Raw genomic sequence first — 12,171 nt, 5'->3', positions numbered from 1 at the left:
CCGAAAATCGACGGAGTGTGATCGGGAGTACTGCTACTTCGACAGAGAGTAGCAGGGTTTTTGTGTCCACAGATTTCGCCCACTTTGAGCGATCTTCCCAGCTCAAGTAGGCAATGTGAGAAAGATTCTCCGTAAGTTCGGGTTAGAGAGGAGCCCTCATGAGCGGCACCGCGATCGCCGCCGGCGTCCTGGCCAGCAGCCTGGCCATCACCGTCGTGCTGGGCAAGGCGAAGGTGTTCGGCGCGCTGGCCGTCGCCGGGTTCGTGCTCGGCTCGCTGGCCACCGCGGCGCTGTTCTTCCTACTGAGCTGACGCCGGGGCGCCGAGCTCGGCGAACAGCGCCTCGGCGCCCGCCCAGGCCCGCGCCGCCCCGTCGTCGTCGCCCCGGGCCCGCCGCACGTCGCCGAGCAAGCGCAGCGTCCGGCCCTCCCACAGCGGCGCCTTGAGCGCCCGCCACAGCTCAAGTGCCTGGCACAGCAAGGAATCCGCCTCGGCGGGCCGGCCCTGCGCGCACCGCAGGCCGCCGAGGTCGGACAGCACCCGGGCCTGCATGAACCGCAGCCCCGCCTCGCGGGCGATGGCCAGCGACCGCCCGAGCTCGGCCTCGGCCGCCGCCTGGTCGCCGAGGCGCAGGTGGCACGCGCCGACCCCGTGCCGCGCGTGCGCCTCACCGGCCCGGTCCCGCAGCTCACCCACGATGTCCAGCACCTGGCCGTACGCCTCGAGCGCGGCGTCCAGCGCGCCCCGGCCGAAGTGCAGCTCGCCCATGGAGTACAGCACCTGGGCCCGGTCCCGCCGGCTGTCCGTACCATCCAAAATGGACAGAGCGGCGGCCAGGCCGCGCTCGGCTAGGTCGTACCGCCCGAGCGCGTGCCGGGTCTGCGCCATGCTGCGCACCGCCGAGGACTCCGCCGCCCGGTCGCCCACCTCGTGCGCCAGCGCCCGGCCCCGCGCGCCGGACTCGAGCGCGGCGTCGAACCGGCCGAGCCGTCTGTCCAGATGCGACATTTCGACGAGCACGACGGCGCAGCCGTGCCGGTCCCCCAGCTCCTCGAACGTTCGCAGCGCCTTCACCAGATGGCTCGTCGCCTCCTCGTAGCTGCCGTGCGCGTCCAGCCACGCGCCCAGGGCGTAGAGCGTCGCCGCCTCGCCCCGCCGGTTGCCGGTGCGCCGGGTCGCCTCGAGTGCCCACTCCGCCGTCCGCCGCCAGTCCTCGAGGTACCAGCGGATGGCGAAGAACGCCACACAGCTGCCGGCGAGGTCCCAGGCCAGCTCGGCCAGCCCCAGCCCGGCCGCCTGGGCCACCGACGCCACGATGCCGAGCCGCTCGGTTTCCAGCCAGGCCAACGGATCCGCCGGCTCACCCACGACCGGGCAGCGGGCCGCGGAGCCGTGCACGATCGCGAAGTCGCCGCCGTACACCGCCCGGTGCGCCCGCTCGGCCCCGGCCAGCCACGCCCCGAACGCCCGGGCCAGGGCGGCCCGCCGCGCCGCCGGACGCTCTTCCCGCTCGGCCCGCTCCCGCGCGTAGGCCCGGACCAGGTCGTGGAACCGGAACCGCACCTCACCGCAGGCGTCCCGGCCGACCACCTCCAGCAGCCGGGCGTCCACCAGGCGCTCGGCCAGGTCGGCTGCTCCAGACACCGGGATGCCGAGCAGCGCCGCGCCGACCCAGCCGGCGAAGTCCGGCGCGTCCAGCAACCCCAGCCGGCGGAACAACCGGCGCGCGTCGGCGTCCAGGCCGCGGACCGAGATCTCGAGGCTGGCCCGCACCGCCAGGCCGCCGTAGCTGAGCTCGTCCAACCGGTGCCGCTCGTCGGACAGCCGCGCGACCAGATCGGCGAGCAGCCAGTGCGGCCGCGCGGCCAGCCGGGCGCCGGCGATCCGCACGGCCAGCGGCAGCCGCCCGCACAGCCGGACCAGGTCGGCGGCCGCGGCCGGCTCCGCCGCGACCCGGTGCTCACCCACGATGGTTCCCAGCAGCCGCAACGCTTCCTCGGGATCGAGCACGTCCAGCTCGATCCGCCGGGCACCGGGGAGGCCACCCAGCCGGGACCGGCCGGTGACCAGCACGGCGTTGCCGGCACCGCCCGGCAGCAGCGGTGTCACCTGCGCCTCGTCCCCGGCGTTGTCCAGCAGCACCAGCACCTTCCGCCCGGCGAGCCGGACGCGGTAGAGCTCGGCCCGCTCGTCGAGATCCGCCGGGATCGCGGTGCCGTCCACGCCGAGCGCGCGCAGGAACCGGCCGAGCACCTCACCCGACTCCGTGTGTCCACTGTGGAGGTTCACGTACAGCTGCCCGTGCGGGAAATCGGGCCGCAGCCGGTGCGCGACGTGCACGGCGAGCGCGGTCTTCCCGACCCCGCCGCGGCCGGACACCGCAACCGCCTCGGGCTCGCGTGCCCCGAGCGCCGCGCACAGCAGCGCGACCTCGGCGTCCCGGCCGGTGAAGTCCCGGACGTCGGCCGGCAGCAGGCAGGGTGCCGCCGGGGTGGGCGCGGGCGGGTCGAGCCGGGGATCCCCGGCCAGCACGGCACGTTCCAGCCGGCGCAGCTCACCGCCCGGCTCGAGACCGAGCCCGCCGGACAGCGCGCGCCGGGCGTCCCGGTAGACCCGCAACGCCTCGGGCTGCCGGCCGCACCGGTAGAGCGCCAGCATGAGTTGCGCGGCGAAGCGCTCCCGCAGCGGATGCTCGGCGACCAGCCCGGCCAGCTCGCCGGTGAGGTCCGCGTGCCGCCCGCCGGCGAGGTCGGCGTCGATCCGCTCGGCCAGCACGGCCAGGCGCCGCTCCTCCAGCCGGGCCGCCTCGCCGGCCAGCCCGCTCACCCCGGACAGCGCCGGCCCCAGCCACAGCCGCAGCGCCGCCCGGAACCCGGCCGCCGCCTCCTCCGGCCGGCCCTGCGCGGCAGCCCGCCGCGCGGTCTGCGCCATCGACTCGAAGGCTGGCAGGTCAACGGCATCCGGCTCGACCGCGAGCAGGTAGCCGGGCTCCCGGGTGACCAGCCGGAGGCCGAGCACCCGGCGCAGCTCCGACACCCCGCTGTGCACCTGCCGCCGGGCGGTCGGCGGCGGCACGTCGCCCCACACCGCGTCGATCATCTTCTCCACCGGCACCAGCCGCCCGCCCGCGAGCAGCAGCACCGCCAGCATGGTCCGCTCCCGCCGGCCACCCACCCGCACCGGCCGGCCCGCGTCCCACACCCCGACCGGACCCAGCAGCCGAAACTCCATGGCGATCCTCAAAGTTGAGACTGCGAGTCAGTGTGGCGTGACTAAGCGCAATAGTCCAGGCCGGACTATTGGCGGTTGAGATACCTTCGGATTCGTGAGCGAGCTTGCGAGCGAACCATCAAGCACTGGCCTGTCGCCGAGCATGCGAGGCGACAGGCCAGCCAATCACCGAGCTTGCGAGGTGATGGCGTGACCAAACCCGTTCTGCTCACGGTCGACGACGACCAGGCCGTTTCCCGCGCGGTGGCGCGGGACCTGCGTCGCCACTACGGCGAGGACTACCGGATCGTCCGCGCCGAGTCCGGGCCGGCGGCGCTGGAGGCGCTGCGCGAGCTGAAGCTGCGCGGCGAGCCGGTGGCCGCCATGCTCGCCGACTACCGGATGCCGCAGATGAACGGCATCGAGTTCCTCGAGCAGGCCATGGACCTGTTCCCGCAGGCCCGCCGCGCGCTGCTGACCGCCTACGCGGACACCGACGCGGCCATCCAGGCGATCAACGTGGTGGACGTCGACCACTACCTGCTCAAACCGTGGGACCCGCCGGAGGAGAAGCTCTACCCGGTGGTGGACGCGCTGGTGGAGACCTGGCGCGCGGTCGGCGAGCCGACGGTCACCGAGACGAAGGTCGTCGGCCACCGCTGGTCCGCCCCGTCCTACCTGGCCCGCGACTTCCTGGCCCGCAACGCCGTGCCCTACCGGTGGTACAGCGTGGACGAACCGGAGGGGCAGCGGCTGCTCGAGGCGGCCGGCGCGGACCCCGCCGACGTGCCGCTGGTGATCACCGCGGACGGCACCGTGCTGACCGCGCCGAACGAGAGCGAGATGGCCGCCGCGGTGGGCCTGTCCACCACGCCGGCACTGGACTTCTACGACCTGATCGTGGTCGGCGCCGGCCCGGCCGGGCTGGGTTCCGCAGTCTACGGCGCGTCCGAGGGCCTCAAGACCGTGCTGGTGGAGCGGCGCGCGACCGGCGGCCAGGCCGGGCAGAGCTCGCGGATCGAGAACTACCTCGGCTTCCCGGACGGGGTCTCCGGCGCGCAGCTCACCGACCGGGCCCGCCGGCAGGCCAGCAAGTTCGGCGCGGAGATCCTCACCGCGCGGGACGTGACCGGGCTCTTCGCCCGCGGCTCGCAGCGGGTGATCTCCTTCGGTGACGGCACCGAGCTCGCCGCGCACTCGGTGATCATCGCGACCGGGGTGGACTACCGGATGCACCCCGCGCCCGGCTGTGCCGACCTGACCGGCCGCGGCGTGTACTACGGCTCGGCGATGACCGAGGCGCCGGAGTGCGCGGGCGAGGACGTCTACATCGTCGGCGGCGCGAACTCCGCCGGCCAGGCCGCGGTGTTCTTCTCCCGGCACGCCCGGCGGGTGGTGCTGCTGGTGCGCGGGCCGTCGCTGGAGGCGTCCATGTCGCACTACCTGATCGAGCAGCTGAGGGAGATCAAGAACGTCGAGGTGCGCACCGGCGTCGAGGTCGAGCGGGTGCACGGCACCGAGCACCTGGAGCAGCTGACGCTCTGCGGCTCGGCGCTGGCCGCCCCGGAGACCGTGGACACCGGCCACCTGTTCATCTTCATCGGCGCCGCGCCGCGCACCGAGTGGCTCGGCGACGAGATCGACCGCGACGAGCGCGGCTTCATCCGCAGCGGCCCGGACCTGCTGGTGGACGGCCAGCGCCCGCGGGGTTGGCGGCCGCAGCGCGACCCGTACTACCTGGAGTCCAGCCTGCCCGGCGTGTTCGTGGCCGGCGACGTGCGCTCCGAGTCGGTCAAGCGGGTGGCCTCCGCGGTCGGCGAGGGCGCCATGGCCGTCACGCTGGTGCACCGCTATCTGGAGGACCGATGACCCCCGAGGAGCTGCGCGAGCTGTTCCTGTTCGCCGATCTCACCGACGAGCAGCTCGCCTGGGTGGCCGAGAACGGCCATGTGGCGCGGTTCGCGGCGAACACCATGGTCACCACCGAGGGGCAGCCGGCGACCGGGTTCTACGTGCTGCTGTCCGGCACGCTGTCGATGACCCGCCAGGTCCGCGGGGAGGACATGGAGATCAACCGCAGCGACCACCGCGGCTCCTACACCGGCTCGGTGCAGTTCTACCTCGGTGAGGAGGAGCCGAACTACCGCGGCTCGACCCGCGCGATCACCGACTGCGAGTTCCTCGTGCTGCCGGCCAAGGAGTTCGGCGCGCAGTTCCGCCGCTGGTTCCCGATGGCCACACACCTGCTGGCCGGCATCGCGGTCGGCAGTGAGCGACGCGAGACGGTGATCGCCCCGCGGGAGCGGCTGCTCGCGCTCGGCCGGCTGACCGCGGGCCTCACCCACGAACTGAACAACCCCGCCGCCGCGGCCAGCCGGGCCACCGCGTCACTGCGCGAGCGGGTCGCCGGCATGCGGCACAAGCTCGCCATCCTGGCCGGCTCCGACCTGGACGCGGTGCAGCTCAAGCGGCTCACCGCGCTGCAGGAGGAGATCGTCGAGCGAATGTCCTCCGTGGAGGAGCTGTCGCCGATGGAGACGTCCGACCGGGAGGACGAGCTGGGCGACTGGCTGGACGCGCACGACGTGCCGAACGGCTGGGACCTGGCGCCGATCTTCGTGGGCGGCGGCGTGACGGTCGCCGACCTGGACCGGCTCGAGTCCGAAGTGGACGTCAACTACCTGGTCGGCGCGGTGCACTGGCTGGGCTACACGGTGGAGACCGAGACACTGATCAACGAGGTGTGCGACGCCACCGCGCGGATCTCCAACTTGATGGCCTCGGCCAAGCAGTACTCGCAGCTGGACCGCGCCCCGCACCAGTGGATCGACGTGCACGAAGGCCTGAAGTCGACGCTGGTGATCCTGCACTCCAAGCTGGGCGACGGAGTTACGCTGGTCAAGGAGTTCGACCGCAGCCTGCCGCGGATCCCGGCCTACCCGGCCGAGCTCAACCAGGTCTGGACCAACCTGATCGACAACGCGCTGGACGCCATGGCCGGGTCAGGCACGCTCACCGTCCGCACCGGTTTGGACGGCGACTGGGTACTCGTCGAGGTGTGCGACACCGGCCCCGGCGTCCCGGAGTCCATGCGCCAGCAGATCTTCGAACCGTTCTTCACCACGAAGGGCGTCGGCGAGGGCACCGGCCTCGGCCTCGACCTGTCCTGGCGCATCGTGGTCGACCGCCACGGCGGCGACCTCCGCGTGGTCTCCCAACCCGGCGACACCCGGTTCCAGGTCCGGCTACGGCAGACCGAACCCGGAGTGCGATGAAAGCCGCCTTCCTCGCGTCCAGCGTGAGAAAGGACGCCTTCATCGCACCCCGTACGCGTCAGGCGATCTTGTTGATCCGGTTCTGCGGGCCGGGCCCCACCGGGGCGCCGGCGCCGAGGTGGGCCACCAAGGCGTCGATGTCGAAGCCCGGCGCGGTGATCCGGTTGGTGCCGCCGGTCAGCTTGGTGAACCCGTCGCCGCCGTTGGCCAGGAAGTCGTTCGTGGTGACCTGATAGCTCGCGGCCGGGTCGATCGGCACCCCGTTGAGCGCCAGGTTCGACACCTTCTCACCGGGCGCCTTCGTGCTGTCCCAGGAGTAGGTCAGCCCGGCCGAGATCTGCAGCACCCGCTGCGTGGTCTGCCCGCCGAAGCCGACGAACTGCTGCTCCAGCAACTCCTTGAGCAGCGCGCCGGTCAGCGTCTGGGTGACCACCAGGTTGTTGAACGGCTGCACGGTGAAGCCCTCGCCGTAGGTCACGTCGCCGGGTGCCTCACCACCCGGGGAGAACGCGAAGCTCAGGTCCGCCCGGATGCCGCCCGGGTTCATCAGCGCGATCTGCGCGCTCGCCGGCGCCGACCGGGTGTAGGCGAGCTGGGCGTCGGCGATCACGTCACCGAGCGCGCTCTCCTGGGCCGGGTTCACGGTCCGGGTGATGTCCGTGGTGATCTTGCCGACGACCCGGTTCGCGATCGGCGCGATGGCCGTGCGGTACTTGTCGACGATCGCCTTCTCGCCGGCGTCGACCAGGTCGGGGTTGCGGATGAAGTTGCCCGCCGCGTCCTTGGCCCACGAGCCGTCCGGCAGCCGCACGCCGTTCTCCACGATCACGTTCTGCGCGGCGATGCTGGCGAACTTCCGGGTCTTCTTGTCCAGCGTGAAGTCGATGTTGGTGATCAGCGTGCCGAACGAGCCGGCGCTGGTGACCACGGAGCTCGCGCCGGAGGAGTTGGGCAGCGCGCAGCTGTAGAAGCGGTGCGTGTGCGCGGAGACCACCAGGCCGTACGCCGGACGCAGCCCCGCCACGATGCCCGCGATCGGGCCGGCGAAGTTGGCGCAGCCGGACGGGTCCTGCGGGGTCGGCGGCGGGTTCTGCTGGCCGCCCTCGTGGATCAGCAGCACCATCGACTTGATGCCGAGCCAGCCCAGCAGGTCGGCGTAGGAGTTGGCGGTCTGCACCTCGTCGAGGAAGTCGACGGTGGTGATGCCGGCCGGGTTCACGATGCTCGGCGTGCCCTTGAGCGTCATGCCGACGAACGCGACCGGAACACCTTGCACGATCTTGATGTCGAACGGCGGCAGGATCGGGAGCCGGGTCCGCTTGTCCACCACGTTCGCGGCCAGATAACGGAAGTCCGCGCCGGCGAACCCGTCGCCGTCCTGGCACCCGTCGGTCGGGTGGCAGCCGCCGCGCTGCATGCGCTTCAGCTCGGTGACGCCCTCGTCGAACTCGTGGTTCCCGACCGAGGTGACCTCCAGCCCCAGCTGCGACAGCGTCTCGATGCTCGGCTCGTCATGGAACGCCGCGCTGGTCAGCGGGGAGGCCCCGATCATGTCCCCGGCCCCCGCGGTGATCACCTTCTGCCCGGCGTCCGCACCCTGCTGCCGCAGCCGCGTGAGGTGCGTGGCCAGGTACTCGACGCCACCCGCCGGGTTCCCGTTCACCAGCCCGCCGCTCCCGGTCGGCGGCTCCAGGTTCCCGTGGAAGTCGTTGAACGTGAGCAGCTTCCCCTTGGCCACCCCGTGCTTCCCGGTGTCAATCTGGTAATCGACGTTCACCGGCGACATCGGCGTCCACCGATCCGCCGCTCCCTGCTGCCCGTTCGGCGCCGACACCAGCGGCACGGCCAGCAGGAACCCGGCCGCGATCGCCGGCGCCACGGCATGGCGGAACAGGGACTTCGCACGTAACACGTTCGCCTCCATCAACAGCACGCCCGACCGGAGTGCATCCTGCCTTTCCACCACCCCCCGTGCCTAGCCTCCAGATGGCCTGTGAACAAACAATGCCTGTCGCTTCTATCTCGTAACACCCTTAACCATTCCCCACCGCAATCACCACCGCACCCACCGTAACCAGGTGAGCCCGTACCCTGGCCCCATGTGCCGAAACATCACCGTCCTCCGCGGCCTCGAGCCCGCCGCCACCCCCGAGGAGATCGAAGCCTCCGCGCGCCAGTACATCCGCAAGGTCACCGGTATCCAGTCCCTCACCGACGCCACCCGCGCCCCCTTCGAAGCCGCTGTCGCCGAAGTCACCGCCATCACCACCCGCCTGCTGGCCGAGCTCCCTGCCCGCCGCCAACCCCCCACCACCGTCCCCCCGCTGCGCCGCCCCGAAGTCCAGGCCCGCATCGCCGCCCGCGAAGCCGCCCGAGCCACCAAGTAGAACACCCGTTCGACTTATCCCCAGAGTTGTCCCCACCTGTGGACAACCCGAGCGCCGCATCGGGACCAGAATTTTGGCCACCGTGCGTCACTGTCGGTGGGTGGTCCTAGCATCCAGGCTGTGAGGATGGCGCCAACTACGACGATTCAATCTGGCCGATCCAGCCCGGTGCCGTGTAGTCCCGCTGACGAACAGGCCGGTCCGTGGCATCCGCCCATGCGATAACATCACGTATATCCCAGATGCAGCCCCCAGCCAGCCGTACGAGCGGCGCGGGGAAGGCCGTACCTGTCCGTCGCTGCCACACGTTGACAGTATTCGCCGCCACCCCAAGCACGACCGCGACCTCCTTCGGACCGGCGAGAAACCGTGCTTCGTCCACGGGTCAACCGTATGGGAATCATCCAGCGCCATCGGATCGGCGCGTCGCCAGCACCTACCGACGGAAATCTCTTACAGTACGGTAGTGTGGCGCGATCGACCGAGGGGAGATTCGCAACGTGACGCTGAGTGAGTTGGCCGGATCTGGAGATCGTCCGAATATCTACGCTTCAGGGGAGCTTTCGGGCCGTAGTTGGATCTTGATCCAGGGCGATTGCCGGAGCGAGCTTCCATTGCTCGAAGCAAACTCGATCGACTGCGTAGTAACGAGTCCTCCGTACTTCTGGCAGCGCGACTATGACGTCGATGGCCAGATAGGTATGGAAGCCAGCATCCAGGGGTTCGTCGACAACATCGTCGAGTCGATGAATGCACTTCGGCATGCACTGAGGCCGACCGGCACCGTCTTCCTCAACCTGGGCGACACCTACTACAACGCCAAAGGTCGTCCACATGGAGCCGACGCCAAGCACAAGAGGAGGCGGATGTCGGTCCTCCGCGCCGTCGATGGACCTGGTCTAGGACTGCCCCGCAAGTCGCTTATTGGTATACCGTGGCGCGTTGCCCTTGCGATGCAGACAGCCGGTTGGACGCTCCGAAGCGACATTGTCTGGATGCGCCAGTCCAGCATCCCAGAGCCCACTGCCAAGGATCGCCCCTGGCGCAAATATGAACATATATTTATGTTCACTAAGTCAACTAAGTATTACTTCGACCGAGATGCGCTGGAGGGCGATGAAGACATCTGGGTCATCGAACCGGAGAGAAACTCGCTGGCACGCGGCACTCACTATGCACCGTATCCTCGAGATCTTGTCCGTCGTTGCATCTCAATCGGCTGCCCGCCTGGTGGCACAGTCCTTGATCCGTTCGTCGGAGGCGGCACCACCATGTCGGTTGCGCTCGAGATGGAGCGAGACGCCATCGGGGTGGAGTTGAACCCCACCTTCTGCGAGCACATCGTCAACATCCTTGACTCTGATCAGATCCCCATGGCCTTGCTCGACTGTTAGTCGCATCGGCTACAATTGAGAGATGCCTTACCCCTCGTCGGTCATCCTCGCGGACGCCGCCGCAGACCTTGCTGGTAGTCACCCGTTGACTATTGTCACCATCCCAGCATTACTCCGCGCTCGTAAGTCAGATGCCGACCCGGTTCTCGACATGGGACTTCCCACGATCAAGGCTTTTGGTACGAGGCATGAACGCCCTGTTCTGGAGGCATTTCGCCTGCGCAAAGAAGGGAACCTGAAAGAGAAAAATCCATACCTTGCCGTATGGCAAGATTCCCCAACTTTCATACGCAATGATTATCCGGGATCAACTCTGCAGCGCCTTCGAACCCAGGATCTACTCGGCCAGGAGCTATTCGACATCGCGTGGAACGACGACCACAGCAAGCGCATCGGGACCGCACTGCGGCCCACGGCTGGTCGGGCTCTCGCCGATAACCGGGTGAAACCTGTCAACCGCCTCAGCTTGGCGCTTTGGCTCGGCCGAGATGAGAATCTGCCCCAATTGGAGTCTTATCTCGACTGGTTCGACAAGCAGTATCCATTGCACTCAACGGATCTCGAAGAATTTTACAGGAAAGACTTCCCTGAGTACGCTCAAGCTTATACAAAAGTGAATGAAACCGAGTGGGCGGCCAGCCAGCCAGCTTCGAATGAAGAGATTCTGGCCATGATTGGGCTCTTCAAGAAGATGCCTTCCGCAGACTTGGACGACATGATTTTGGACGTACCGTCCACAACACCGCCGAAATTAGTCACCGGCTGGAGTGAAACGGCCCAGATTGATACTCAGGTTGACGACCTTCGATGGACGCGTGATTTCTGTGCCTATTATCTGCGTGACGCCAATATCGCCCGCATCGTGCAGAAAGTACTCACTCAACTTGAAGCAAAGCGAATCATCCTACCGGATGCAGATACCCTGGTGACGCGGTGTGTCGCAACCTTGCTCGTCGGACACTTGATCTTGCAGGGTCCACCTGGTACAGGAAAGACAACACTCGCCCGTATCCTTGCCGATGCCTTCGACGTTATACTACTTGAGTCGACAGCGACCAGCGAGTGGTCACCTTTCCATGTAGTGGGTGGGCTACGGCCAAGCCGTGACAACCGCTTCGAACCGTCCTACGGAAAAGTTGCCGATGCTGCACTGAAGTGCGCGTTGTGTGTTCGGGAAGACGTTAACGCAGAAGCAGACGGCGGGGACGACGTGTCCACCTCTCAAGCTCGCCGCGTTCAGGGAGCATGGCTCCTGATTGATGAATTCAACCGAGCGGACATTGACAAGGCAATCGGTTCGCTCTACACGATGTTGTCCTCGTGCGACGCGGCGAACCTGGACCGCAGTCCGATCGACCTGTGGTTCGAGACGGAGGGACGTCAGCAGCTGTGGGTACCATCTCGATTCCGCATCATCGCCGCAATGAACGACCTCGACACCAGTTTCGTCAATCCGATCTCTCAAGGCTTGGTTCGGCGCTTTCAATTCATAACAATCGGCGTGCCACGTGCAGCTCAGGGCACGACGGGCATTTATCCTGAAACACAGAGCAGCTTGGGCATCGCATATGACTGGCTATCATCCACCTATGGTTCAGTGATTACTTTAAACCCGCTAAATGCCGTAGTTAACCAGCTTGAAGTACAGATTGCCCTCGCACAGGAGCTGATCGAAAGGCTGCGAGTAACAGTCGATGGAACGGCAGGGTGGCCGGTCGGCACGGCACAGCTCGTTGACATATTTCGTGTGCTGCTCCTCCAGACCGTGAACGGTATGGACGCCACGCAAGCGCTTGACTGGGCGGTGACTGATCGCCTAGTCCCTCAGATGAGCCACTTGGACGAGACTCAATTGTCGCGCGCCGAAGAGTTGTTCGAGCTTGTACAGCTCCCACAAGCCCGGCGG

Annotated in this window: 8 protein-coding genes; 6 read left to right on the top strand and 2 right to left on the bottom strand. The window is 68.1% G+C overall.

The window, feature by feature from the left end; all coding sequences use genetic code 11:
- Positions 1-158 precede the first annotated feature (158 nt).
- On the top strand, positions 159-311 hold the full coding sequence (locus VGR06_RS00630) for a hypothetical protein (RefSeq protein WP_327556921.1): 153 nt from the start codon (positions 159-161) through the stop codon (positions 309-311).
- Here the strand turns inward: VGR06_RS00630 and VGR06_RS00625 are convergent.
- Entirely contained in the window at positions 300-3,230 is a 2,931-nt protein-coding gene (locus VGR06_RS00625; protein WP_327556920.1) for an AfsR/SARP family transcriptional regulator, read from the bottom strand. The two genes, VGR06_RS00630 and VGR06_RS00625, sit on opposite strands and share 12 nt — an antisense overlap.
- 189 nt (positions 3,231-3,419) lie before the next feature.
- Between VGR06_RS00625 and VGR06_RS00620 the strand changes: the two genes are divergently transcribed.
- Positions 3,420-5,078 carry an FAD-dependent oxidoreductase gene (locus tag VGR06_RS00620; RefSeq protein WP_327556919.1) on the top strand — a complete coding sequence of 553 codons (1,659 nt, stop codon included), beginning with the start codon at positions 3,420-3,422 and terminating at the stop codon, positions 5,076-5,078.
- Positions 5,075-6,484 (top strand): ATP-binding protein, encoded by a 1,410-nt coding sequence (locus tag VGR06_RS00615; protein WP_327556918.1) that lies wholly within the window; start codon positions 5,075-5,077, stop codon positions 6,482-6,484. The genes VGR06_RS00620 and VGR06_RS00615 overlap by 4 nt, the downstream gene beginning before the upstream one ends.
- A gap of 58 nt (positions 6,485-6,542) precedes the next feature.
- On the opposite strand, the gene VGR06_RS00610 is transcribed toward VGR06_RS00615, so the two are convergent.
- The gene (locus VGR06_RS00610; RefSeq protein ID WP_327556917.1) at positions 6,543-8,396 is read right to left on the bottom strand and encodes a bifunctional metallophosphatase/5'-nucleotidase; all 1,854 of its coding nucleotides are present in this window, start codon (positions 8,394-8,396) and stop codon (positions 6,543-6,545) included.
- Positions 8,397-8,583: 187 nt separating this feature from the next.
- On the opposite strand from VGR06_RS00610, the gene VGR06_RS00605 reads away from it, so the two are divergent.
- The 3 genes from VGR06_RS00605 to VGR06_RS00595 all read left to right on the top strand — a co-directional run.
- Complete coding sequence (locus tag VGR06_RS00605; protein ID WP_327556916.1) at positions 8,584-8,871, top strand: DUF2277 domain-containing protein; 288 nt, start codon at positions 8,584-8,586, stop codon at positions 8,869-8,871.
- 500 nt (positions 8,872-9,371) lie between these two features.
- A complete protein-coding gene (locus VGR06_RS00600) occupies positions 9,372-10,265 on the top strand; it encodes a site-specific DNA-methyltransferase (protein ID WP_327556915.1) in 894 nt (297 codons plus the stop codon).
- 22 nt (positions 10,266-10,287) lie between these two features.
- Positions 10,288-12,171 (top strand): AAA family ATPase (locus tag VGR06_RS00595; protein ID WP_327556914.1); only part of this gene is annotated, 1,884 nt, incomplete at its 3' end.

It is taken from the genome of Actinophytocola sp. (assembly GCF_036002505.1).
Taxonomy (GTDB): Bacteria; Actinomycetota; Actinomycetes; order Mycobacteriales; family Pseudonocardiaceae; genus DASYTH01.
Note: the sequence above shows the minus strand (reverse complement) of the source record. Positions and strands in the feature narration are given on the sequence as shown.

Bases quoted from the DNA above. Each gene is read 5' to 3' on its own strand.
- VGR06_RS00630 (WP_327556921.1), top strand. From the start codon at position 159: ATGAGCGGCACCGCGATCGCCGCCGGCGTCCTGGCCAGCAGCCTGGCC.
- VGR06_RS00625 (WP_327556920.1), bottom strand. From the start codon at position 3,230: ATGGAGTTTCGGCTGCTGGGTCCGGTCGGGGTGTGGGACGCGGGCCGG.
- VGR06_RS00615 (WP_327556918.1), top strand. From the start codon at position 5,075: ATGACCCCCGAGGAGCTGCGCGAGCTGTTCCTGTTCGCCGATCTCACC.
- VGR06_RS00605 (WP_327556916.1), top strand. From the start codon at position 8,584: ATGTGCCGAAACATCACCGTCCTCCGCGGCCTCGAGCCCGCCGCCACC.